The organism is Propionimicrobium sp. PCR01-08-3, assembly GCF_030286045.1.
In the GTDB taxonomy this organism is placed as follows: Bacteria; Actinomycetota; Actinomycetes; order Propionibacteriales; family Propionibacteriaceae; genus Brooklawnia.
In genome coordinates, this window is record NZ_CP127390.1 from 1,213,913 (window position 1) to 1,236,603 (window position 22,691).

Sequence of the window (22,691 nt, forward strand, 5' to 3'; positions counted from 1 at the left end):
TGATCTGTGATCAAATGCCCTACACTCGAATTCAACGGTCGCATGGTTTCATCAATGAGGAGGTGCCGTGGCGTCTGCCGCTGAACAGGGTCATGTCTTCGATGCAGCCGTATGGGTGTGCCTGAGTGCTGGAGTGGTGTGCGCCGTCGTCGCCGCGGCCCTTGATCAAATTCAAGGCCTGGTCAGTGTGCTCGGGGCAGTGACGTTGGTGCTCGGATATTTCTGGGGCGGTCAGGCCGTGCAGAGATATGCACTTCGATTGGCCAACAGTCAAGGCATGATGGTGATCATCATCGGCTACCTGGTACGGGTCGCGGCGCTGGGCATCGTCTTGCTGTCTGCCCACAGCTTCGGTCGAATCAGCACACTCGTGTCGACCGGTTGGGTGGCAGCCGGATCACTGTCCGCCATCGTCGGATGGCTCGGCGGCTTGATCTTTGCCCATTCACGCGCACGAATTCCCGTCTACGATCGGCCCTACGTTGCTCCACAGGGGAGGGACGCATGAACCGCGACACCTCGGCCAGATCCGAGCCGGAGAGCTTCGACGTCGCCCCGGACCGCATTGGCGAGCCGCTGGCCGGCGAGCGGCTCAAATCGGCGCAACGCTCCACCTCGAAGGACCAAGGGCTGACCATCCTCAGTTACCTGCTGGCAGGCATTGGGCTGTACGGTGGTCTTGGCTGGCTCGCCGATCGTGCTTTTCATACGTCATTTTTGATCGCTGTGGGGCTGATTCTCGGAGCGGTCATCAGCATGTACATCATTATCAAGCGATACGGGAGTGTTGCATGATCCCGATGGAGGGTTACACCGCGCCGGGTGTGGAGGACTTCCAATTCCCGGGGCTTTTCGGCACCGACTGGATCACCAAGCCGATGATCCAGGCGATCATCGCCGCGATAGCGGTAGTGATCATCTGGTGGCTGGCATCGAGACGCCTGACCACCGTGCCGAACAAGCGGCAGTTCCTGATGGAGTATCTCTACGACTTCATCCGCAATGGTGTAGGACGCGACATCTTGGGGCCGGGCTTCCGGCCCTACATCGGCCTGCTGGTGGGCCTGTTCACCTATATCCTGCTGAACAACTGGTTTGGTGAACTCTTCTTGTTCATGTTCCCCACCATGTCGAATATCGGATATTCGTGGGGCGCCGTGGTGATGGTTCTGTTCATCTATATCTATGCAGGATTCCGCACTCATGGTCCCGGATACCTGAAGAAGGCTCTCATTCCCGAGGGCGTGCCCTGGTACCTGTATCCAATCATCGTTCCGGTGGAGTTCCTGTCCACCTTCATAACCCGACCGCTGACCTTGGGCGTCCGGTTGTTCGCCAATATGTTCGCTGGTCATCTGACGATCATGGTCTTCGTGGTCGGCGGCACTTACCTGATCACCCAGGCCGACGGCATCCTGCTGAAGATCGGCGGAGGATTCTCCATTATCTTCAGCTTCGTGATGTTGGGATTCGAGTTGTTCATCGGATTCCTGCAGGCTTATATCTTCACGATTCTGACAGCACAGTACATTTCATCCTCGATCAGTGATTCGCACTGATTGCAGCACGCAAATCGTTCAACGAAAGGAACAAAGAATGACCCCCATGGAACTGGCCGGCTCGATCAACGTCATCGGGTACGCCCTGGCCACACTCGGCCCGGGCATCGGTGTGGCCTGGATCTTCGCCTCGGTCATCAATGGCACCGCCCGCCAGCCTGAGGCCAAGGGTGCCATGATGAGCACGGCATACATCGGCTTCGCCGTTGTCGAGGCACTGGCCATTCTGGGCTTCGTGCTCGCCTTCGTCATTCAGTGAGCGGGCCCACCATGTACGGTGTGGGACTGAACCCGATGGAGATTTCGCTGGGGCCGCTGGCTCCGGAACATCTCTCCGAATTCATCGTCGGCCTGGTGCTGGCGATCATCGTCGCCGTCGGCGTACAGAAGATCGCGGTGCCCAAGTTCGAGCAGATGTACAACCGGCGGGCCGAAGAGATCGAGGGCGGTATCAACCGGGCTCAGGTGATCAAGCAGGAGGCCGAAGAGACCAAGCGTCACTATCAAGAGCAGCTTGCCAGCTCCCGCGAACAGGCCGCTGCGTTGCGCGATCAGGCCAGGGCTCAAGCGGAGCAGATCGTCGTGGAAGCCCGCAAAACCGCGGAGGCCGAGGCAGATCGCATCCGCAGGGCGGGCGAGTTGCAGTTGGCGAATGAGCGCGAGCAGGCCTTTAGCGAGTTGCGCTCCGATGTCGGCAATTTGGCCGTCCGGTTGTCCGAGCGGGTGATCGGTGAGACTCTCGCCGACCCAGGGGCCGCTGGACGCACGGTCGACCGGTTCCTCACGGAGCTGGATGCCCAGCCCTCGCGGATGGTTCCCGACTACGTGCCTGATTCCGTCGTGGGGTCCGACAAGCAAGGACCACAGCAGTGATGGAAACCGACACTCGGTTACGCAAACTCGATGCCCAGGCCGACCGCTGGAATCCGCAGCCTGCCGACATCGACGCTTTGGTGAGTGTTTGTGACGCGGTGGCCGGTCAGGGGCAGCTGCGAGGTGCGCTGAGCGACCCGGCGCTGCCCGGCGAGGCGCGGGCGCAGCTGGCAACCGACCTGTTGGGTGGCCGGGTGAGTTCCGGGGCGGTCGAGTTGGTGGCCGCGGTGGCGGCGGTTTGCACTGATGAGCACGATCTCGAAGATCTGCTGGAACGCATGACGGTCAGAGCGACCTTGCGGCAGCAGGGCCAGATCGACCAGGTCGCGGATGAACTGTTCAGGTTCGCCCGGATGATTCAGGCAGATCCCGAGCTTTTGGCGACGCTGACCGACCCCAGACTCGAGTTGCCGGCTCGCCAGGAGCTGGTGGGCACGATACTCGAGGGCAAAGCCTCGCCGCAGACCATCGCCTTGGCGCGGCGAGCGGTCGCCGGACGCAATCATCCGCTGGTGAAGACCCTGGATGGATACGTGGAACTGGCCGCCCAGGTCACCTCCAGCATGATCGCGAAGGTGAGCGTGGCGCAGCCACTGACCGATGATCAGCTCGCTCATATCAAGGCGCAGTTGGTGCGCATCTACGGCGCGGCGGTCGACGTGCGGGTCGAGATCGTCCCGCAGGTACTGGGCGGGGTACGCATCGAGGTCGGTGACGACGTCATCGACGGCACGATCCAGAACAGACTTAATCAAGCTCGTCGGCTGATCGGCTGACGACAACAAGGAGTGGAGACCGCGATGGCGGAACTGACGATTCGCCCCGATGAGATCCGGGACGCGCTGGACGAGTTCGTGCGCAAGTACGAGCCCACCCAGTCGGCCCGCGAAGAAATCGGCAGCGTGATCACCTCGGGCGACGGTATCGCCCGGGTCGAAGGCCTGCCTTCGGCGATGGCCAATGAGCTGCTGCGCTTCGAGGACGGGACCCTCGGCATTGCGCTGAACCTGGATGCCCGGGAGATCGGTGTGGTCGTCCTGGGTGACTCGGACGGTATCGAAGAGGGCTCCCGGGTCACGGGCACCGGCGAGATCCTGTCGGTGCCGGTGGGCGACGGGTATCTCGGACGCGTGGTCGACGCGATGGGCAATCCGATTGATGGCAAGGGCGCCATCGAAGGCGCGACCGAGCGTCGTCCGTTGGAGTTGCAGGCCGCCGGCGTGATGGACCGCCAGGAGGTCAACGAGCCGCTGATGACCGGTCTGAAAGCCATCGACGCGATGACGCCGATCGGACGCGGCCAGCGCCAGTTGATCATCGGCGACCGGAAGACCGGCAAGACGGCGATCGCCATCGACACCATCCTCAACCAGAAGGGCAACTGGCAGACCGGCGATCCGGCCAAGCAGGTGCTCTGCATCTACGTTGCCGTCGGACAGAAGAACTCCACGGTCGCCGAGGTGCACGAGACGCTGACCAAGCACGGCGCGATGGACTACACCGTGATCGTGAACGCCCCGGCCTCCGACCCGGCCGGCTTCAAATACATCGCCCCCTACGCCGGTTCCGCGATCGGGCAGAACTGGATGTATCAGGGCCGTCACGTGCTGATCGTCTTCGACGACCTGACCAAACAGGCCGAGGCATATCGTGCGATGTCGTTGCTGCTGCGGCGTCCGCCGGGCCGCGAGGCCTACCCCGGCGACGTCTTCTACCTGCACTCCCGTCTGCTGGAGCGTTGTGCCAAGCTCTCGGACGAGCTGGGCGCAGGCTCGATGACCGGTCTTCCGATCGTCGAGACCAAGGCGAACGACGTCTCGGCATATATCCCGACCAACGTCATCTCGATCACCGACGGCCAGATCTTCTTGCAGTCCGATCTGTTCAACGCCAACCAGCGTCCTGCGGTCGATGTCGGCATCTCGGTGTCGCGCGTCGGCGGCGCAGCTCAGACCAAGGCGATGAAGAAGGTCTCCGGCACCCTGAAAATCTCGCTGGCCCAGTACCGCGACATGCAGGCGTTCGCGATGTTCGCCTCCGATCTGGACGACGCGTCCAAGCGCCAATTGGAGCGTGGTGCCCGGCTGATGGAACTGTTGCGCCAGCCGCAGTACTCTCCGATGCCGATGGAGGAACAGGTCGTCACCATCTGGGCGGGCACGACCGGTCAACTCGACAACGTGCCCGTCGAGGACGTCCAGCGTTTCGCGTCCGATTTCGTCGATCAACTGCGGCATAACTCGACGCTGCTTACCACGATCGCCGACACCGGTGTGATGGGGGATGATGAGCTGGCGAGCGCGTCGGCCGAGATCGCTTCATTCAAGAAGACCTTCCGGACCGCCTCGGGCGCGTTGCTCGGCGAAGGCGAAGCCGACGAGGTGACCGATTCTGACATCGAGCAACAGCAGATCGTCAAGCAGAAGAGGGGATGACCCATGGCAGCAACCTTGCGTGAGCTGAGAGAGCGCCGCAACTCGGTGGCCGCGACGATGAAGATCACCAAGGCCATGGAGCTGATTGCCGCGTCCCGCGTGAATCGCGCCGAATCGAAGGCCCAGTCGGCGCAGGAGTTCACCCTCGAACTGCATCGCGCGGTCGATGCCGTGGCGACCTTCGCACAGGTCGCTCATCCGCTGACCCTGGAACATCACGAGCCGGTGCGTTCTGCGGTGCTGGTACTCAGCAGCGACCGGGGGCTCGCCGGCGCCTATCCGGGCAACATCACCAGGGCTGCAGAAGGTCTGATCGATCTGCTGCAGTCCAAGGGCGTCGAGATCGAGCTGTACACGGTGGGCAAGAAGGCCCAGGACTACTTCGCATTTCACGGTGAGCAGGTTGCGCAGAGCTGGACCGGGTTCAGCGAAGCGCCACACTATGAGCACGCCCGTGAGATCGGGGAGGTGCTGATGCAGCAGTTTCTGACCCGGCAGGAGGATGGCGGGGTGGGCGACTTGCACGTCGTCTACACCCAGTTCAACTCGCTGGTCTCCCAGAAGGTGCGGATCGTCCGGCTGTTGCCATTGCAAGTCGTCGGCAGTGACGAGGACGAAGAACTCGGTCCGACCCTGGAGACTCCCAGCGGGATCGTGCCCGACTACGAATTCGAACCGGACGCCGAGACCGTGCTGGACGCCCTGCTGCCGATGTACATCATCGACTCGATCAAATACATGCTGCGCCAGTCGGCAGCGTCCGAGCTGGCCAGCCGTCAGCAAGCCATGCATTCGGCCACCGACAATGCCCAGGAGCTGATCCGGGATCTCACCCGGCAGGCGAACCAGGCCAGGCAGGCCGAGATCACCCAAGAAATCAACGAGATCGTCGGTGGCGCAGGCGCGCTGTCGATGTCGTGATAGGAGCGCTGAATTCATGACAGCCACCACCTACGCCCCCGAGGCCCCAGGTGCCACCACCGGTGATGGACGCGTGACCCGCGTCATCGGATCGGTCATCGACGTCGAGTTTCCCGCCGATCGGCTTCCGGCCATCAACACCGCTTTGACCGTCGATGCAGGTGTCGGCGATCAACGGCGTCCGATCACCATCGAGGTGCAGTTGCAGATCGGCGAGAACCAGGTGCGGTGCATCTCGCTGAAGCCGACCGACGGCGTCAAGCGCGGCCAGCCGGTGCGCGACACCGGGTCGCCGATCACCGTGCCGGTCGGCACGATCACCAAGGGCCATGTCTGGAACGTGACGGGGGAGGTGCTCAACGCCGATCCGGCAACCGTCCAGGTCACCGAGCGCTGGCCGATCCACCGAGATCCGCCGCCGTTCGACGAGTTGGAGCCCGAAAGCCAGATGCTGCAGACCGGCATCAAGGTCATCGACCTGTTGACGCCCTACGTGCAGGGCGGCAAGATCGGCCTGTTCGGTGGCGCGGGCGTCGGCAAGACGGTGCTGATTCAGGAGATGATCTTCCGCATCGCGCACAACTTCGGTGGCACCTCGGTGTTCGCGGGCGTGGGGGAGCGCACCCGTGAGGGCAACGACCTGATCAACGAGATGGCTGGAGCCGACGTGTTGAAGGACACCGCCTTGGTCTTCGGGCAGATGGACGAGCCGCCGGGCACCCGGCTCCGGGTGGCGTTGTCGGCGCTGACCATGGCCGAATACTTCCGCGATGTCGAGAACCAGGATGTGCTGCTGTTCATCGACAACATCTACCGCTTCACCCAGGCCGGTTCGGAGGTCTCGACGCTCCTGGGCCGGATGCCCTCGGCGGTGGGCTACCAGCCCAACCTGGCCGACGAGATGGGCCAGCTGCAGGAGCGGATCACCTCGACCCGCGGCCACTCGATCACCTCGATGCAGGCGATCTACGTGCCGGCCGACGACTACACCGATCCGGCGCCCTCGACCACCTTCGCCCACCTGGACGCGACCACCGAGCTGTCCCGCGCGATCGCTTCGCGCGGCATCTATCCGGCGGTCGATCCGCTTAGCTCGTCGAGCCGCATCCTCGATGCCCAATACATCGGCCAGGAGCACTATGACGTGGCCACCCAGGTGAAGCAGATTCTGCAGCGCAACAAGGAGCTGCAAGACATCATCGCCATCCTGGGCATCGACGAGCTGTCCGAGGACGACAAAATCGTGGTGAACCGGGCACGCCGTATCTCACAGTTCCTCAGCCAGAACTTCTACGTCGCCGAGAAATTCACCGGCGTCGCGGGGTCGACGGTGCCGGTCGCCGAGACCGTCGAGGGATTCAAGAAGATCTGCGATGGCGAATGCGACGAGATTCCCGAACAGGCCTTCTTCAACGTCGGTGGCATGGACGACGTGATGGCCAAGTGGGACCAGATGAAGAAAGAGGGCTGAGATGGCCTCTGGCCTGCTTTCCGTCAAGTTCGTCGCCACCGATGGGCTGGTCTGGCAGGGGGACGCTGTCAGCGTGCTGGTGCGTACCGTGGAGGGCGATATCGGCATCCTGGTCGGACACGAGCCGTTGATGGCTGCCCTGGTGCCGCACGGCGCCGAAGCCGTCACTCCCGACGGCGTGAGACACGTGATCGCCATCGATTCCGGGTTCATCTCGGTGTTCAACGATCATGTGTCCGTGCTGTCGGCCTATGGCGAGCTTGCCGATGAGATATCGCTGGACGAAGCCCAGATCGAATTGGCGGCGATGCACTCCAAGGTGCAATCCGCCGAGGTGACCGAGCGTGAATTGCGCCAGTACCGCAGGCTTCAGTCGCAGGTCAAGGCCGGCGAGAAGTACCGGGAACTGGCCAAGAACACCCATTAGCCAAAGTGGCCCTGCCGGGCTGCCCTTCTTCGGCTAAGAACGGCGGTGCGGACGCCCGGTGACGGCGGACGCTGCCGCGCGTGGGCCTGGGGCCATTCTCGGCCTGAAGTTCTTGGCGATCCCGGGTGCGCGCCTGCCGAAGTATGGGGCTCGCACCCGGTTATCAAAGATGATCAAGGTACGCTAATCTCTGGATATGGGTGATCTCGACGGGCTGAGCGGCGGAGTCGCCCTCATTCTGTTGATCGTCATCTGTTGCCTCCTTCTTATCTTTGTGCGCCGCCTGTGGCTCAATAGCCAGGGCGGCCTTTTTGACTGTGGGCTGCATAAAGCGGGCACCCGCAGATGGCGTGCCGGTTTGGCGCGCTATTCCGGCGAACGTTTCGAGTGGTATCTGCTGTGGCGGATCGGGCCCAAACCGTCGAGGGTGTTCGTCCGCAGCAGATGCGAGGTCGTCGGGATACGGAAGACCAGCATCAGCGAAGCCAACCTCGGATATGCCTTTTCGACGATTCTTTCGGTACGGGTGCCCGGGGACAGACCGGGTGAGCTGGCACAGGTGTGGGATCTGGTCTTGAATGAGGGATCGGCGACAGGCCTGGTCAGTTGGCTGGAGGCGGCTCCTCCGGGCCACGGCGGTTATCTGCGCAGAGTCAACGGATAGTCATTCGCTACACCGGTCGGCAGCTCGCCTCGCGCGGGTACGGTTCGGCCGGCTGTCTCAACTCACCAGAAAGGGCTGCTCATGCATGGCGAATACGCAGGGGTGGCGGTCGAGTTGGAGACCGAGGACGGTTCGCTGAATCGGCTGCGCTTCGGCACGGATACGGCGAGCACGTGCGGGCACGGAGCCGGGTGGCGGGGCAACGATGCGCCTCCTCGGATCGATGACGCCGACCGGGCCGTGGCGGATGCGGCGGTCGGGACAGATGCCGCAATAGCTGGCGGCCGCATCGTTGGCCCGGAGCTCCTGCGCGCCGCGGAGAAGGCTTTGACGGGCGCGCCGCTGCAGTCCGGCGTCCAAACCATGATCGAGACGTTGACCGCCGATGTACCCGGTTTGCCGGACGACCTGACGAGAGCAATCGCCATCGCGATCCGCCGGGCGGCACGCGGCGCCTGCGACTGGAGAGACCTGACGTTCGACGTCATCGGTCCGCTGAGTCTGCCGGTGGCTCAGCATGTGGCACTCGATCAGGTCATCGCCGACGATGTGCGTGCCGGCCGCCGTAACCCGACCTTCCGGATCTGGGAATGGCATGACCCGGCGGTCGTGATCGGTTCCTTCCAGTCCGTGCGCAACGAGGTCGATCCGGTGCAAGCGGCCAGATACGGCTTCGGGGTGGTGCGGCGGATCTCGGGTGGAGGAGCGATGTACATGCCGCCCGGGTGCTGCATCACCTATTCGCTGACAGTGCCGGGAGCGCTCACCGAGGGGCTGAGCTTCGAACAGTCCTATGCCTTCTTGGACGCCTGGGTCTTGGACGCGCTCGCCGAGGCGGGCGTGCGCGCCAGATACGTGCCGTTGAACGACATCGCCACCGACAAGGGCAAGATCGGCGGGGCCGCGCAACGCCGTTTCGCCGATGGCACCGTGCTGCACCACGTCACCAGCTCGTACGCCATGGACATGGAGGTGTTGTCGAAAGTGCTGCGGCTGGGCCGCGAACGGATCAGTGACAAGGGCACCGCGAGCGCGGTGAAATGGGTGGATCCGATGAGCTCGCAGACGAAGCTGACGCGCGAGCAGGTCATGCAACGCTTCCTGGCGAGTTTCCGAAGGCGATACCGCTGCGTGGACGCGACCTATTCGGACGACCAGCTTGCCCGCGCCCAAGAACTGGTGGCCAACAAATTCGGTACGGACGAATGGACCTACCGGGTGCCATGAGTTTTTGGACGCGGGTTATCGCATCGCCTGGCCTGTTCACTGGTTCGGGTTGCGCTCCCCGCCGGGAACCCAGAGCACGTCGTCCACTCCGGCTCGAGCGTTGGCGTGCCGGGCGAGGATGAAGAACAGGTCGCTCAACCGGTTCAGGTATTTCAGCGGCAGCGGACTGATCCGGCCGGTCTGGTCGTCGTCCCCGGCGGCTTCCGGTGCCTGACCGCCGACGGGTTCCGACATCTGCTGGCCGGGGGTCGCCTCCGGGTTCGTTTCGTTGATGCCCAGCAGGCCGTATACCTCGGCAGCGGCCCAGGCCTGACGTTCGGCGCGGCGTGTCATGGTGCGCAGCAGGTGAAATTGCGCGCTGGTGGCCGATCCTCCCGGAAGGATGAATGAATTCAAACTCGGCAGCCCCTCGATGAACTCATCGCACCAGCCTTCCAGCCTGTCGATGCTGGGCTGAATGATGCGCAGCGGCTCCCACTTGGGGTCGGGATCGAAGGGGTTGGAAAGATCGGCGCCGAGATCGAAAAGCTCGTTCTGGACGATCCGCAGGGCCGCACGAACATGATCGTCCACGTCGTAGTTCGCCAACAGCACTCCGATGGCGGAGTTGAGTTCATCGACGCTGCCATAGGCCTCGACTCGGGGATCGGTCTTACGAGTCACGGAGTTGTCGGAGAGTCGCGTCTTCCCGGCATCGCCGGTTCGGGTATAGATACGGGTGAGATGAACCATGCTTGCAGCCTAGCCGCAACGCCCTCATCGGGCGGGTCATCGTATCGGTGACCAGCCCGGGCCGGGCGCCGTAGTGAGCGTGGTCGTCAAGCGGCATGTCGGCGTTCGGAAGCAGCACCACCGGTTCTGGATAGGCGGCGCGCAAGAGTGCGAGGTGTGCCCTCGACGGGAGAAGATGCGGAAGCCGTTGACGGACGAAGCGAGCGGCAATCGGTCGGCCGGACGCCAAGGGCTCTCCCGGAGCCGAACCGCCGCGGCCCGCCGCGCGACCACGAATGTGAGGAGACAAGGTTGATGACCGCAAGATCAAGGGCAGGACTCGCGGTGTTCTCCGCGTGCGCCATCATCGCGCTGGGAGGTTGCGCGAGCGGGCCGGGAGAGTCCGGCTCAGGCGCCGTGACTCCGGACGCCCCCACCAGCGCGAGTTCGGCAACGCCCTCGGCCTCCACCAGTGCCTCGGCGACCGGCAGCGCGCCGGCCAGCACGACGGCAGAGACCGTCAGCTGTTCGTACATCGCCGGCGGCGAGCGCTCCAAGCCGGTCGATCCGCCGCCCTCGGAGAATGTGCCTGCCACCGGCACCCTGACCGTCACGTTGGACATGACCGCCGGGCCCGTGGCCATCACCATGGATCGCGCGAATGCACCGTGCACCATCAACTCGTTCGAAGCACTGGTCAAGCAGGGGTTCTACGACGACAGCTCATGCCACCGGCTGGTCGACCAGGGCATCTTCATCCTGCAATGCGGAGACCCGACGGGCACCGGCACGGGAGGGCCGGGATACCGTTTCGCCGATGAACTGAGCGGCGACGAGCAGTACACCACCGGCGTGGTGGCGATGGCCAATTCGGGCCCGGACACCAACGGCTCGCAGTTCTTCATCGTCTGGGGAGATTCACCGCTGGACCCCGATTACACCATCTTCGGCACCATCGACGAGCCCTCGCTCGACGTGGTCAGCACGATTGCCTCACGCGGAGTATCGAAGGATTCGTCCCCGAACCCGATCGCCGAGGCGAAGATCACCCGCGCCGTCTTCGGATGAGTCGAGTGCGCTCAGGCTTCGCGTCCGACGAACTCCGCGATGGCGTGCGCGACAGCCCTGGGCTGATCGGCGTGAATCCAATGCCCGGCCCCGGGTATGGTCTCCAGCCTCTCGCGCGGGAAGTAGCTGCGCATCACCGGCTCGTCGGCGGGCTGCACGTGATCGGAGTTCGCGCCGCGTAGCCACAGAACCGGGCGGTCCCAGCTGCCGGTGATCGGCGGCCAGCCGGTGAGTTGGGTGATGGAGTGCCGCAGCAGCTCGAGGTTGGGCAGCCAGCGCCAGCCGCCCGAGGCGGTGTCACGGTGCAGGTTCTGCAGCAAGAACCCTCGGACGCCGGGATCGGCGACCAAGCCCGCCAGCTGTTCGTCCGCTTGCTTCCGATTGGTGATGGACGCGAGATCAAGGCTGCACAGCGAGTCGACCAGGTGCTGGAAGTCGTCGCTGCCGGTTCTGGCGACCGGCGACATGTCTTCGACCACCAAGTGGCTGATCAGCCCGGGATGGCGCAGCGCCAGGCGCATCGCGATCTTGCCGCCCATCGAATGCCCGACCAGCACCACCGGTGCGCTGGAGGCTCCTCGTGCTTCGAGCTCATCGGCCACCAGATCGGCAAACAGGTCATAGTCGAATCGATCGGTCCACGGCGAACGGCCATGGTTGGGCAGATCGAGCAACACGCTGGTTATCTGCTCGGAGAGCAGTTTCGCGACATTGCCGAAATTCTTGCCCTGCCCGAAGATGCCGTGCAAGAAAAAGAGCCGTATCGGGCCGTGGCCCACCTCGATGCCGTGCAATCTGCTCATCGTCTGTCTCCTGTGCACATGGCCGTCATATGGCCAGGGTATCGGGCTTGCGCCATCTCATGGCTGCCGAGAGATTTCGGGAGCCGCGTGCCCGGCCGCTCGATAGCTGCCTGGGAAGGCAGCCTGCGGGCGGAGTTGTCAGCGTCTGCGCTGCCAGCAGTAGCTGTGGAAATGCCGACGGTAATCGACGCCCGAGCTCGAACCGATCGGGGGAGTGTGCGGCCAGGCGACGACGTGTGCCTGGCCAGGAGGAATGGGATTCTGGCATTCGGGGCAAATATAGGTCTTGACCGCGTTCTCAGGCCTGACCTGACGAACGACCCAGCGTCCATCGGCCTTCTGGGCCGACGAATTGAATCCATCCAGCCGCAATGGCCGGGGTGGACGAGTGTGTTTGCTGGGACGTTTGGCCACGCGTCCACTGTAGTTCGCGCTTACGGTACGGTGGACGCCGTGCGTGTGGTGATCGGTGAATGCCAGGTGGATTACGGCGGCAGGCTGACGGCCCATCTGCCGATGGCACGCAGGCTGATCCTGGTGAAGGCCGACGGATCGGTCTCGGTACACGCAGACGATCGGGCCTATAAGCCGCTCAACTGGATGAGCCCGCCCTGCACCTTGACGGTGACCGCGGCTGCCGATACCGAGCTGGCCGCGACGACCGGTGATATCGACTCGAAGATTCGTGAGGTCTGGATGGTTCGCGGCAAAAACGGCGACTATCTGCAGATCAGCCTGGGCGAGGTGGAACTCGATTACAGCACCGAACTCGGAGTGGATCCGGGCCTACAAAAAGATGGCGTCGAGGCGCATCTGCAGGCGCTGCTGGCCGAGAACCCGGCGGCATTCGGAGACGGCTGGACGACGGTGCAGCGCGAATACATGACCGCGATCGGCCCGGTCGATCTGCTCTGCCGTGACGAACTCGGCTGCTATGTCGCGGTGGAGGTGAAGCGCCGCGGCGAGATCGACGGTGTGGAGCAACTCACCCGTTATCTCGAACTGATGAATCGCAACCCGTTGCTCGGCGAGGTGCGCGGAGTTTTCGCCGCTCAGCAGATCAAGCCGCAGGCACGCACGCTCGCCTCGGATCGGGGTATCTCCTGCGTGGTCGTCGATTACGACGCCTTACGCGGATTGGATCACGCCGAAGACCGACTCTTCTGATCGAGCAGGTGACCCATTATTCGGGCCGATGAATACTGGTTTTCCGCTATCGCCAGATTCTGCTCGAGTGATCTTGCACGAGAGCCGCCGCTGTGGGTGGGCCTTCGAGAACCACCAACGCATGAGGGTTTCCGAATTCGACCGGCCGCGCTGCCAGCGATGCCGGGGACGCGGCTAGCTCTCGTCCGGATTGATCACCTTGGTCGGTTCTGCTCCGTCGGCCGGCATGACCTTGGTCTCTTCGGCCGCCGACGGCTCGTCCTCGTTGGAGGTCGCCGGACCCTTGACATCAGAGGCATCTGCAGGGGAAGAACCGGCCGAATCACCTGCGTCCTGGGCTGCCGGTGCAGGAGCGCCGGTCGCAATCTTGGGTAGCACGGTGGTCGCGCTGGTGTCCTGATCGTCGCGGATCACCGTGGTCTGCTCGTCGGGCTGGGAACCGGCTTGCGGCGCTGCGGCCGACAACCATTGCTGATTGTCGGAGCCGGTCTTGTCGTGGTCGGGAGCGGACTGGTCCGGTGTCTCCGCAAAAGGATCGGTATCGGGATAATCGGTGGTCGCCTCGGTGGCCAACTGGCGAAGGTTGGCCATCTGGGCGATGATCGAGCTCTTGCGCTGCAGGAGCACGCCGATCTCGCGTTCCAGCTGCTCCTTGCGCCAGGCGAATTGCTCCTCCAGCCGGTCCTTCATCATGGTGGCCTGCCGGTGGGACGCAGCAACCTGGCTTTCCGCCTCGCCCGATGCCTTGGTACGCAGTTCTTCGGCGGCGGCCATCGCATCGGAGCGGATCTTGGCGGCCTGCTCGGTGGCTTCGGTGACCTCGGCGGTGGCCTTTTCATGCTGCTGATTGGCGTCCGCCATCAAGGAGGCGATCTCGTCGGCAACGGTCTTCGCCTCGGCGTTGGCCGCGGCTATCTGAGCCTGGGCATCGTCGTGGCTCTTCTGGTTGATCTGAGCTGCTTGCTTCTTGGCGGTGTCGACGAGTTCGGACGCCTGGTTGCGCGCCTTGCTGAGCAGATCGTTGGCTTCCGCCTGGGCTTTCGCCCGGAGCTGCTCCGCATCGCGCGCCGCCTGCTCGGCGAGTTGCCGGTTCTCGGCCTGCGCCTGAGAGGTCGCCAGCGAATTGTTGTGCCGGGCTTCGTCGACCAGGCTGGCGGCCTGTGCCTTGGCGGCGTCGACCGCTGCCCGGCAGTCCTGTTGGGTGGCCTCGCGGGCCTGCGCGGTCTCGGCGTCCAACTTCTCCCGCATCGCGCGCAGGTTACCGAGCGTCTCGACCCGGATGTCGTCCGCCTCGGTCTGCGCGGCGGCCCGCAGGTCGGCGGCGACCCGGCGTCCCTCTTCCTTGATTCGCTCTGCCTCGGTGGCTGCCTTGTTGACCAGGTCGGCCGCCTGTGCCTCGGCGGCCCGCAGCATCTGGGTGGCATGCGAACCGAGCCTGGTGAAATCGCTGTCGCCGTTCTCGCGCTGCGAAGCGGCCACCTCGGCGCGCAGATGCCTGGTCAGCTGGCGAAGGGTCGAGACCTGCTGCTCGATATCGCGAACGTAGTTGTCGACGGTCGGACGATCGTATCCGAGCATCGCATGGGGAAAACTGCCTGCCGCACTCGCCCTGTCATCGAAAAGATTGAGGCCGGTGTCCTCGGTGTATTCCTCATCAGCGCCATAAGTCATCGCGAACTCCTCACGTCCGACGTCAACGGTAGCAACAACGACTATGGGGTGCCCTCGTGGACACCCCATAGCGTTCTAAACCGGGCATTACCCGGATTCAGTTATGGCCCTCGGGCCCGGCTCGGTTTGCCTCGCAGCGGTGGTCAGCAGACCGGAACCGGTGTTGCCCCTCGTGGCTGATTTCGTTTCCGGAGCCCTGCCGGTGGCCGGACTCCGGTCGGTGGATCCTGCTGAATGGCTCAGTGCTCGGCTTTTCCGGGCTCCACGATCTCGATCAGCACACCCTTGCCCGACTTCGGGTGGATGAAGTTGATCTTCGAGCCGCCGGTGCCGATGCGGGGCTCGTCATAGAGCAGCCGCACGCCGCGCTCGCGCAGGGTCGCCGCGGTGGCCTCCATGTCCTTGACACGCCATGCCATGTGATGCAGGCCGGGACGGTTCTTCTCCAGCCACTTCGCGGTGGTGGCGTCCGGGCGGGTCGGCGAGATGAGCTGGATCTGGGTCATGTGCTCGGTCAGCTCGGCGGCAGGCGCCATCATGATCTCGAAGACACCCTGCTCATCATTGATCTCGCGGTGAATCTCGTGCCACCCGAAGACCTCGGTGTAGTACTTCACGGCCTCTTCGTTGTCGGGGCTGACATATGCGACGTGATCGATACATACGAACAGATCAGAGTTTTCCATGTGCTGATTCTTTCATAGTGGGTTGTGATGGCTCGGCCGGGGTAGTGGCTGGCATCCGCTCGAAGTATCGAGCGGATGCCACTGCTCGTCCGGGCCGGTTCAATTGCGGCGAAGGGTGCGTGGCAGGCGGAAACGGTGCATCAATCGTCCCGATCCGCTGCCACGTGTAGTCTCGTCGGCTCAGCCTTCCAGAGCTTGTGAGACGACCTGTTTCGCGGCGTCCTGGATCGCGGCCAGGTGTTCCGCACTGCGGTAGCTCTCGGCGTAGATCTTGTACTTGTCCTCGGTGCCCGACGGACGCGCCGCGAACCAGCCGGAATCGGTGGTCACCTTGATGCCGCCGATGGGCGCATTGTTGCCCGGGGCATGCGAGTAGACGTGGGTGATCGCGTCGCCGGCCAGCTGGGAGGCCTTGATGTCCTCCGGCGCGAGCGCCTTGAGACGGGCCTTCTGCTCGCGGCTCGCCTCGGCGTCGATGCGTGCATAGAAGTAGGTGCCGAACTGGTCGACCAGCTTGTTGTACAGCTGAGACGGCGTCTTCTCCGTCTTGGCGGTGATCTCGCTGGCCAGCAGGTCGAGAATGAGCCCGTCCTTGTCGGTCGTCCAGGTCGAGCCGTCGAACTCCAGGAAGGACGCGCCGGCCGATTCTTCACCACCGAAGCCCAGGTCACCCGAGATCAGACCCGGGACGAACCACTTGAAGCCGACCGGCACCTCGACGAGCTTGCGTCCGAGCAGGCCCGCAACGTTGTTGATCATCGTGGACGACACCAGCGTCTTGCCGATCGCGGTGGCCTGCGGCCAGCCGGGACGGTTGCCGAACAGGTACTGGATGGCGACCGCGAGATAGTGGTTGGGGTTCATCAGACCCGCATCGGGAGTGACGATGCCGTGCCGGTCGGAATCGGCATCGTTTCCGGTGGCCAGGTCGTAGGCGCCGCGGTTGGCCACCAGGGACGCCATCGCGTTGGGCGACGAGCAGTCCATCCGGATCTTGCCATCGGTATCGAGCGTCATGAAGTACCAGGTCGGGTCGATGACCTTGTTGACGACTGTCAGGTTCGGCAGCATCGTCTCCGAGATGTACTCCCAGTACTGTTCGGAGGCGCCTCCCATCGGGTCGGCGCCGATACGAAGCCCGGACGCCTTGATGGCCGGGATGTCTACCACCTGGGCGAGCTCGGCGCAGTACGGGGTCCGGTAGTCGTAGCGGTGCACCTTGGCGGACGCCTGCTCGTAGGGCACCCGCTTGATGGATCGGAAGTCCGCCATCAGTTCGTTCGCACGGTCGGCGATCCAGCCGGTGGCGTCGGTGTCGGCGGGCCCACCGTTCGGCGGGTTGTATTTGAAGCCGCCGTCGCGTGGCGGATTGTGCGAGGGGGTCACCACGATGCCATCGGCCTGGGGGCCTGCGGCATGCTCGCGGTTATAGCGGATGATCGCGCGGGAGACCGCCGGGGTCGGGGTGTACTCATTCTCCTGCTCGGCCAGCACCTCGATGCTGTTGGCAACCAGCACCTCGATCGCGGTTTTCCAGGCCGGCAGGGAAAGACCGTGGGTGTCCTTGCCGATGAACAGGGGACCGGTGGTGCCCTGGGTGGCGCGGTACTCGATGATGGCCTGGGTGATGGACGCGATATGCGCTTCGTTGAACGCGGTATCGAGACTTGCCCCACGATGGCCGGAGGTTCCGAAAGAGACCGCCTGGTCGGGGTTATGGGGGTCAGGCACCTTGTCGTAGTAGGCGCCGAGTACTTCATCGACATTGATCAAGTCGGAGGAATCGGCCAACTGGCCTGCACGTGGATGAGCCATGGCTCTATCTTGCCGCTTGAAATCGGATTTCGTCACCGTTCTCGAGTTCCGGGTTCTCACGCAGCCCTTCTGGTTCTGGTCGACGGTGACTCTCGGGCGAGACCGGGCGGGCGAGGCAATCGCTTCTGGCCCCCTTGGTGCCGTATGGCAAGGAGAGTGTCGGCGCCTGGTATCCGGTGCGGATACACCCAGAAGATCGCGAACGTGCTCGGCGGACCCGACACGCGAAAGCGCGGGCGCGTGGTGTCGGGCGCAGATACACAGGTGGAAGAATGGGGATATGAGCGCTGATCAGAATTTTTCGCGTCCCGGAGCAGTCGATCTCTCCTCCATCGCCGCCTCGGCGGCCACCCAGCAATCTGGCGCCGGTGCAGGCGTCAGTTATGTGATCGAGGTGACCGAGGCCGACTTCGAGTCCGTTGCGCAGCAATCGATGCAGTACCCGGTGGTTTTGGCCTTCGTGTCGCCCGGTGACCAGGGCAGCGAGCAGGTGCGTGCCGCGGTCGCCGACGTCATCAACGGCCTCGGTGGACGCATGATCCTGGGCACCGTCGATGTATCGACCCAGGGCCGCGTCGCTCAGGCGCTCGGCGTGCAGGCTGTGCCGACCGTCGTGGCGTTGATCGGCGGTCAGCTGGCGCCCCTGTTCCAGGGCACCAGGGACGCCGCCGACATCAAGGCGCTGCTCGACCAGGTGTCCCAGATCGCCGTCGCCAACGGCCTGACCGGCCGAGCGCAGCCGCAATCGGCGGCTCCGGTGGCTGATGGCGCGGACGACGAGCCGGCGCTCGACCCCCGATTCGCCGCGGCGGATGCGGCCCTGCAGGCGGGGGATTTCGCCAAGGCCGTCGACGAATTCGACAAGCTGCTGAAGGCCAACCCCAGGGACAGCGAGGCTCAGGCGGGCAGGGCTCAGGCCGCACTGCTGATGCGCACCGCCGAAGTCGACCCACAGACCATCGCCAAGGCCGATCAGGCCCCCGATGACATCGATGCGCAACTCGCCGCCGCAGACCTCGAACTCGTCACGGGCAATGCCGATCAGGGATTCAGCCGGCTGGTCGACCTGGTGCGCCGCACCAGCGATGACGATCGCGACCGGGTCCGCGTCCGACTGCTGGAGCTGTTCGACACCGCCGATCCGGCCGATCCCGCCGTGATCAAGGCGCGCCGGGCACTGTCGATGGCGCTGTTCTGATCACCCCTCGTAGCGCAACCACACCCCGGCCATCGGCGGCACGATAACGGTGGCCTCGGCCCAGGAGTCGTCCGAGTCGGGGTCGGTCCGCGTGGCGAGCACCGGTTCGGCGTTCGCATACAGGCCGGTGCCGTCGAACTCGGCCGCATCGGTGTTGAGGATCTCGCGCCATTTGCCTGCTGCCGGCAGCGTGACCGGATAGGTCTCGTACGGTTCCGACGAGAAGTTGGAGATGCAGGCAACCATCTCGCCGTCGCGATCCAGCCGCACATAGCTATAGACGTTGTGAGTGGTGTCGTCCGCATTGATCCAACGGAACCCTTCGGGCTCGCAGTCGAGTTCGTACAAGGCGGGATGGCCGGCCTGCAGCAGGTTCATGGCGCGGATCAACTGGCGGGTGCCGTTGTGCCCGGGCAGTGAGTCGACCCACCATTCCAGGCCCTTCTCCTCGTTCCATTCGCTGCGTTGGGCGAACTCCTGGCCCATGAACAGCAATTGCTTGCCCGGGAAGCTCCACATGAACGAGTAGAAGCTGCGCAAGGTGGCGAATTTGCGCCAGTCGTCCTGCGGGATCTTGTTGAGCATCGAACCCTTGCCGTGCACGACCTCGTCATGGCTGATCGGCAGGATGAAATTCTCGGAATAGGCGTAGACCATCGCGAAGGTCATGTCGTTGTGGTGGTACTGGCGGTAGATCGGGTCGAGGTTCAAATAGCTCAACGAGTCGTTCATCCAGCCCATGTTCCATTTGAAGCCGAACCCGAGCCCACCCCAATTGACCGGCTTGGTGACACCACCGAAACTGGTCGACTCCTCGGCGATCATCACGACCCCGGGCGTGCGGGCGTACAGGTGCTTGTTGACATAGCGCAGCAGGTCGATGGCTTCGAGATTCTCCCGGCCGCCGTACTTGTTCGGCACCCACTGGCCCTCAGCACGGGAGTAGTCCAGATAGAGCATGGACGCCACCGCGTCCACCCGCAAGGCATCGACGTGGAACTGCTGCACCCAATACAGCGCATTGGAAACCAGGAAACTCTTGACCTCGTTGCGGCCGAAGTTGAAGACATAGGTGCCCCAGTCGGGCTGCTCGCCCTGCCGGGGATCGGCGTGTTCATAGAGCGCGGTGCCGTCGAAACGTCCCAGCGCCCAGTCGTCCTTCGGGAAGTGCCCGGGCACCCAGTCGAGGATGACCCCGATGCCTTCGGCATGCAGGGCCTCGACCAGCACGCGGAAGTCGTCGGGGGTACCCAGCCGGGCGTCCGGAGCGAAATAGCCGGTCACCTGGTATCCCCAGCTGCCGGGGAACGGGTGGGCCATCACCGGCATCATTTCCACATGAGTGTAGCCCTGCCACTTGACGTATTGCGGCAACTGTTCGGCCAGTTCGAGGTAGCTGAGGCCCTTGCGCCAACTCCCCAGGTGAAGCTCATAGATGCTCATCTGGGATTCGTAGACGTTGGTCTGGGCCCGCTCGTCCAGCCAGATCTGTTCGGCGTTTCCCCACTCGTAATCCGATTCCCAGACGATGGAGGCATTGCCGGGCGGCACGTCCGCGAATCGGGCGTAGGGGTCGACCTTCTCCTGCCAGGAGCCGTCGCCGTGCTGAATCTTGTACTTGTACTGGGCGCCGGCCTCGACACCTTGGATCCACAGCGCCCAGACCCCGGTGCCGGGCACGAACTCCATGTCGTCGCCCTGCCACCAGTTGAAGTCGCCCATCACCTGCACGCGCTGCGCATTGGGTGCCCACACGGCGAAACGAGCACCTTCGAGATCACCGCGCTCGTCGTCGTGCACGGTGACCAGATGGGAGCCGAGCCTGCGCCAGGCCTCGGTGTCGCCACCACTGTGAAAACCCTCGAGATCCCACCCGGTCAGATTGCCGAACTTGTCATGCATTGTGTCTCCTTGGGTCTAGTGGTATGCGCGGACGGTGAGGATGTGAGCCGGACGAGCGGTGTCGAGCAGCACGAAGTTCTGCTTGCCCCAGACGAAGTCTGCGCCGGTCAGCTCGTCATGCACCTCGAAGACCGCGGCATCGATGCCGAAGTCGGTGAGGTCCACGGTTATTTCGCCGCTCACCGTCTCGTGCGGGTCGAGGCTGCACACGACGATGATGGTGTCATCGCCGTCATTCTTCGCGAACGCGAAGAGTTCGTCGGAAGTCGTCTTGAGCACCGTGCTGCGGCGCAGCTGCTGCAGCGCCGGATGATCGCGGCGAATCTCGTTCAACCGGCCCATCAACTCGTTCAGGTTCGGTTTGGCATGGAAATCGCGCGGCCGGTATTCGTACTTCTCGGAGTTCAGGTACTCCTCGCCGCCCGCCTTCAAGGGCTCGAACTCGAACTGTTCGAAGCCCTGGTAGATGCCCCACAGCGGGCTCATCATACTGGCCAGGATGATGCGGATGGCGAAGGCGGCCGGCGCTCCCGAGCGCACCGACAGCGGGTTGATGTCCGGCGTGTTGACGAAGAAGTTCGGACGCATGAAGTCTGCGGTCTCGGTGGCCAACTCCAGCAGATAGGAGCCGAGCTCCTTCTTCGTGAACCGCCAGGTGAAATAGGTGTAGTTCATGTGGAAGCCGGCCTTGCCGAGGGTCTCCATCACCTCGGGACGGCTGAACGCCTCCGCGAAGAACAACACCTCGGGATGGGTCTTGTGTACCTCGCTGGTCAGCCAGTCCCAGAAGTTCAGCGGCTTGGTGTGCGGGTTGTCGACGCGGAAGATCGTGACGCCGTGACCGATCCAGAACTCGATCAGCCGCAACGCTTCCGCGTACATACCCTCGGGATCGTTGTCGAAGTTGATCGGGTAGATGTCCTGGTACTTCTTCGGCGGGTTCTCCGCGTAGGCGATGGTGCCGTCCAGCCGGGTGGTGAACCATTCGGGATGCTCGTTCACCCACGGGTGGTCGGGGGAGGCCTGCAGTGCGAAATCGAGGGCGACTTCCAAGCCGAGCGAATTCGCCTTCTGAACGAAGGCATCGAAGTCGTCGATGGTGCCCAGATCGGGGTGCACGGCATCGTGACCGCCCTCGGGGCCGCCGACCGCCCACGGCGATCCCGGATCGTCCGGCCCGGCATTCAGCGAGTTATTGGGCCCCTTGCGGAACTGCCGTCCGACCGGGCTGACCGGCGGCACGTAGGCCACGTTGAAGCCCATCTGGGCGATGTGCTCGAGCATCGGATAGCAGTCTTTGAGGGTGCCGGACTTCCATCGGCCGGTCACCGGGTCCTTGCTGGCGCCCTGTGAGCGGGGAAAGAACTCGTACCAGCTGGCATACAGCGCGCGGCGGCGGTCGACCTGAATCGGGTAGTCGACGGTGGGAGTGATCAGGCGGCGTCTGCCGAAGCGGGTCATGGCCACATCCAGATCGGCGTCCAGCGCGAGCGTCCGCAACTGGCGCGCCGGCTTACCGGGCTGTAATGCCTCGTCGGCGGCTTCGATGCGGGCGGCCTCGGTCTCGGCATCCGCGGCACGGGCACGGGACGCCGCGTCGGCGAACAGATCGTGCCCTTCCAAACACACCAATGCGATGTCGATCTCGGCCTCGAGCTTGGCATCGGCATTGTGCCGCCAGGTGTGCCAGTCGTCGGCCCAGGCCTCGATGTGGAAGGTCCAGTCGCCGACAGTCTCCAAACGCACCCAGGCCTGCCAGATGTCGAGCCCCTCCGGCCAGATCTGCTCCATATCGACACGCACGGTCTTGCCATGGGGCCCGGCCAGAACGGCTGTGGCGCCGACCTTGTCATGGCCTTCGCGATAGATACGCGCAGAGATCGGGAACTGTTCGCCTACCACCGCTTTGGCGGGGTAGGCGCCGTGCTCGATGACCGGAGCAACTTTTCCGATCGGCAGTCGTCCGAATCTGAATTGTTCGAACCGGGCGGGCGTGGTCTTTGCATTCACGAGATCACTCACGTGAGCAACGCTAGCGGCAAATCGACGCCGGTAGCGAGCAGATCGAATCAGAATTCGGTGAAACTGTCCCG

General features: G+C 63.8%; 23 protein-coding genes. 15 read left to right on the plus strand and 8 right to left on the minus strand.

Annotation, left to right across the window (positions count from 1 at the left end):
• Nucleotides 1-67 precede the first annotated feature (67 nt).
• The 12 genes from QQ658_RS05570 (at nucleotide 68) to QQ658_RS05625 (ending at nucleotide 9,577) form a co-directional block, all read left to right on the plus strand.
• The gene (locus QQ658_RS05570; protein ID WP_286026666.1) at nucleotides 68-508 is read left to right on the plus strand and encodes a hypothetical protein; all 441 of its coding nucleotides are present in this window, start codon (nucleotides 68-70) and stop codon (nucleotides 506-508) included.
• Nucleotides 505-795, plus strand: coding sequence for an AtpZ/AtpI family protein (locus QQ658_RS05575; RefSeq protein ID WP_286026667.1), 291 nt, complete (start codon nucleotides 505-507; stop codon nucleotides 793-795). Before QQ658_RS05570 ends, QQ658_RS05575 begins: the two co-directional genes overlap by 4 nt.
• A complete protein-coding gene (gene atpB, locus QQ658_RS05580) occupies nucleotides 792-1,559 on the plus strand; it encodes a F0F1 ATP synthase subunit A (protein ID WP_286026668.1) in 768 nt (255 codons plus the stop codon). The genes QQ658_RS05575 and atpB overlap by 4 nt, the downstream gene beginning before the upstream one ends.
• Before the next feature lie 37 nt (nucleotides 1,560-1,596).
• Nucleotides 1,597-1,818, plus strand: coding sequence for an ATP synthase F0 subunit C (gene atpE / locus QQ658_RS05585; protein WP_286026669.1), 222 nt, complete (start codon nucleotides 1,597-1,599; stop codon nucleotides 1,816-1,818).
• The gene (locus QQ658_RS05590; RefSeq protein ID WP_286026670.1) at nucleotides 1,815-2,432 is read left to right on the plus strand and encodes a F0F1 ATP synthase subunit B; all 618 of its coding nucleotides are present in this window, start codon (nucleotides 1,815-1,817) and stop codon (nucleotides 2,430-2,432) included. The genes atpE and QQ658_RS05590 overlap by 4 nt, the downstream gene beginning before the upstream one ends.
• A complete protein-coding gene (locus QQ658_RS05595) occupies nucleotides 2,432-3,208 on the plus strand; it encodes a F0F1 ATP synthase subunit delta (RefSeq protein ID WP_286026671.1) in 777 nt (258 codons plus the stop codon). The genes QQ658_RS05590 and QQ658_RS05595 overlap by 1 nt, the downstream gene beginning before the upstream one ends.
• Nucleotides 3,209-3,232: 24 nt before the next feature.
• Nucleotides 3,233-4,867, plus strand: a complete 1,635-nt coding sequence (atpA, locus tag QQ658_RS05600; protein ID WP_286026672.1) for a F0F1 ATP synthase subunit alpha — start codon at nucleotides 3,233-3,235, stop codon at nucleotides 4,865-4,867.
• Nucleotides 4,868-4,870: 3 nt separating this feature from the next.
• On the plus strand, nucleotides 4,871-5,788 hold the full coding sequence (locus QQ658_RS05605) for a F0F1 ATP synthase subunit gamma (RefSeq protein ID WP_286026673.1): 918 nt from the start codon (nucleotides 4,871-4,873) through the stop codon (nucleotides 5,786-5,788).
• A 16-nt stretch (nucleotides 5,789-5,804) separates the two neighbouring features.
• Nucleotides 5,805-7,259 (plus strand): F0F1 ATP synthase subunit beta, encoded by a 1,455-nt coding sequence (gene atpD, locus QQ658_RS05610; RefSeq protein ID WP_286026674.1) that lies wholly within the window; start codon nucleotides 5,805-5,807, stop codon nucleotides 7,257-7,259.
• Nucleotide 7,260: 1 nt separating this feature from the next.
• Nucleotides 7,261-7,686: a F0F1 ATP synthase subunit epsilon gene (locus QQ658_RS05615; protein ID WP_286026675.1), complete on the plus strand. Its 426-nt coding sequence runs from the start codon at nucleotides 7,261-7,263 to the stop codon at nucleotides 7,684-7,686.
• A gap of 196 nt (nucleotides 7,687-7,882) precedes the next feature.
• Nucleotides 7,883-8,350 (plus strand): DUF2550 family protein, encoded by a 468-nt coding sequence (locus QQ658_RS05620; RefSeq protein ID WP_286026676.1) that lies wholly within the window; start codon nucleotides 7,883-7,885, stop codon nucleotides 8,348-8,350.
• 81 nt (nucleotides 8,351-8,431) lie between these two features.
• Nucleotides 8,432-9,577, plus strand: coding sequence for a lipoate--protein ligase family protein (locus tag QQ658_RS05625; RefSeq protein ID WP_286026677.1), 1,146 nt, complete (start codon nucleotides 8,432-8,434; stop codon nucleotides 9,575-9,577).
• A 36-nt stretch (nucleotides 9,578-9,613) separates the two neighbouring features.
• Here the strand turns inward: QQ658_RS05625 and QQ658_RS05630 are convergent, their stop codons facing one another.
• A complete protein-coding gene (locus tag QQ658_RS05630) occupies nucleotides 9,614-10,309 on the minus strand; it encodes a cob(I)yrinic acid a,c-diamide adenosyltransferase (RefSeq protein WP_286026678.1) in 696 nt (231 codons plus the stop codon).
• A gap of 294 nt (nucleotides 10,310-10,603) precedes the next feature.
• On the opposite strand from QQ658_RS05630, the gene QQ658_RS05635 reads away from it, so the two are divergent.
• Complete coding sequence (locus QQ658_RS05635; protein ID WP_286026679.1) at nucleotides 10,604-11,356, plus strand: peptidylprolyl isomerase; 753 nt, start codon at nucleotides 10,604-10,606, stop codon at nucleotides 11,354-11,356.
• A gap of 11 nt (nucleotides 11,357-11,367) precedes the next feature.
• Here QQ658_RS05635 and QQ658_RS05640 read toward each other — a convergent pair whose 3' ends face one another.
• Both QQ658_RS05640 and QQ658_RS05645 read right to left on the minus strand, forming a co-directional pair.
• A complete protein-coding gene (locus tag QQ658_RS05640; RefSeq protein WP_286026680.1) occupies nucleotides 11,368-12,159 on the minus strand; it encodes an alpha/beta fold hydrolase in 792 nt (263 codons plus the stop codon).
• Between the two features lie 138 nt (nucleotides 12,160-12,297).
• Nucleotides 12,298-12,573 (minus strand): Rv1322 family protein, encoded by a 276-nt coding sequence (locus QQ658_RS05645; RefSeq protein ID WP_286026681.1) that lies wholly within the window; start codon nucleotides 12,571-12,573, stop codon nucleotides 12,298-12,300.
• Between the two features lie 39 nt (nucleotides 12,574-12,612).
• Here QQ658_RS05645 and nucS point away from each other — a divergent pair, with 39 nt between their 5' ends.
• A complete protein-coding gene (nucS, locus tag QQ658_RS05650) occupies nucleotides 12,613-13,326 on the plus strand; it encodes an endonuclease NucS (RefSeq protein ID WP_286027040.1) in 714 nt (237 codons plus the stop codon).
• A 174-nt stretch (nucleotides 13,327-13,500) separates the two neighbouring features.
• On the opposite strand, the gene QQ658_RS05655 is transcribed toward nucS, so the two are convergent.
• From QQ658_RS05655 to pgm, 3 genes are all read right to left on the minus strand, one after another.
• Entirely contained in the window at nucleotides 13,501-14,997 is a 1,497-nt protein-coding gene (locus tag QQ658_RS05655; RefSeq protein WP_286026682.1) for a DivIVA domain-containing protein, read from the minus strand.
• 239 nt (nucleotides 14,998-15,236) lie between these two features.
• A complete protein-coding gene (gene mce / locus QQ658_RS05660) occupies nucleotides 15,237-15,683 on the minus strand; it encodes a methylmalonyl-CoA epimerase (RefSeq protein WP_286026683.1) in 447 nt (148 codons plus the stop codon).
• Nucleotides 15,684-15,863: 180 nt separating this feature from the next.
• Nucleotides 15,864-17,498 (minus strand): phosphoglucomutase (alpha-D-glucose-1,6-bisphosphate-dependent), encoded by a 1,635-nt coding sequence (gene pgm, locus QQ658_RS05665; RefSeq protein WP_286026684.1) that lies wholly within the window; start codon nucleotides 17,496-17,498, stop codon nucleotides 15,864-15,866.
• 280 nt (nucleotides 17,499-17,778) lie between these two features.
• On the opposite strand from pgm, the gene QQ658_RS05670 reads away from it, so the two are divergent.
• Nucleotides 17,779-18,696: a tetratricopeptide repeat protein gene (locus QQ658_RS05670; RefSeq protein ID WP_286026685.1), complete on the plus strand. Its 918-nt coding sequence runs from the start codon at nucleotides 17,779-17,781 to the stop codon at nucleotides 18,694-18,696.
• On the opposite strand, the gene glgB is transcribed toward QQ658_RS05670, so the two are convergent.
• Together glgB and QQ658_RS05680 are read right to left on the minus strand one after the other, a co-directional pair.
• Nucleotides 18,697-20,598: a 1,4-alpha-glucan branching protein GlgB gene (gene glgB, locus QQ658_RS05675; RefSeq protein WP_286026686.1), complete on the minus strand. Its 1,902-nt coding sequence runs from the start codon at nucleotides 20,596-20,598 to the stop codon at nucleotides 18,697-18,699. It abuts the gene before it with no gap.
• A gap of 15 nt (nucleotides 20,599-20,613) precedes the next feature.
• Nucleotides 20,614-22,620, minus strand: a complete 2,007-nt coding sequence (locus QQ658_RS05680; RefSeq protein WP_286026687.1) for a maltotransferase domain-containing protein — start codon at nucleotides 22,618-22,620, stop codon at nucleotides 20,614-20,616.
• Nucleotides 22,621-22,691 lie beyond the last annotated feature (71 nt).

Bases quoted from the DNA above. Each gene is read 5' to 3' on its own strand.
- QQ658_RS05575 (WP_286026667.1), top strand. From the start codon at position 505: ATGAACCGCGACACCTCGGCCAGATCCGAGCCGGAGAGCTTCGACGTC.
- atpB (WP_286026668.1), top strand. From the start codon at position 792: ATGATCCCGATGGAGGGTTACACCGCGCCGGGTGTGGAGGACTTCCAA.
- atpE (WP_286026669.1), top strand. From the start codon at position 1,597: ATGACCCCCATGGAACTGGCCGGCTCGATCAACGTCATCGGGTACGCC.
- QQ658_RS05595 (WP_286026671.1), top strand. From the start codon at position 2,432: ATGGAAACCGACACTCGGTTACGCAAACTCGATGCCCAGGCCGACCGC.
- atpA (WP_286026672.1), top strand. From the start codon at position 3,233: ATGGCGGAACTGACGATTCGCCCCGATGAGATCCGGGACGCGCTGGAC.
- QQ658_RS05605 (WP_286026673.1), top strand. From the start codon at position 4,871: ATGGCAGCAACCTTGCGTGAGCTGAGAGAGCGCCGCAACTCGGTGGCC.
- atpD (WP_286026674.1), top strand. From the start codon at position 5,805: ATGACAGCCACCACCTACGCCCCCGAGGCCCCAGGTGCCACCACCGGT.
- QQ658_RS05615 (WP_286026675.1), top strand. From the start codon at position 7,261: ATGGCCTCTGGCCTGCTTTCCGTCAAGTTCGTCGCCACCGATGGGCTG.
- QQ658_RS05620 (WP_286026676.1), top strand. From the start codon at position 7,883: ATGGGTGATCTCGACGGGCTGAGCGGCGGAGTCGCCCTCATTCTGTTG.
- QQ658_RS05625 (WP_286026677.1), top strand. From the start codon at position 8,432: ATGCATGGCGAATACGCAGGGGTGGCGGTCGAGTTGGAGACCGAGGAC.
- QQ658_RS05630 (WP_286026678.1), bottom strand. From the start codon at position 10,309: ATGGTTCATCTCACCCGTATCTATACCCGAACCGGCGATGCCGGGAAG.
- QQ658_RS05635 (WP_286026679.1), top strand. From the start codon at position 10,604: ATGACCGCAAGATCAAGGGCAGGACTCGCGGTGTTCTCCGCGTGCGCC.
- QQ658_RS05640 (WP_286026680.1), bottom strand. From the start codon at position 12,159: ATGAGCAGATTGCACGGCATCGAGGTGGGCCACGGCCCGATACGGCTC.
- QQ658_RS05655 (WP_286026682.1), bottom strand. From the start codon at position 14,997: ATGACTTATGGCGCTGATGAGGAATACACCGAGGACACCGGCCTCAAT.
- mce (WP_286026683.1), bottom strand. From the start codon at position 15,683: ATGGAAAACTCTGATCTGTTCGTATGTATCGATCACGTCGCATATGTC.
- pgm (WP_286026684.1), bottom strand. From the start codon at position 17,498: ATGGCTCATCCACGTGCAGGCCAGTTGGCCGATTCCTCCGACTTGATC.
- QQ658_RS05670 (WP_286026685.1), top strand. From the start codon at position 17,779: ATGAGCGCTGATCAGAATTTTTCGCGTCCCGGAGCAGTCGATCTCTCC.
- glgB (WP_286026686.1), bottom strand. From the start codon at position 20,598: ATGCATGACAAGTTCGGCAATCTGACCGGGTGGGATCTCGAGGGTTTT.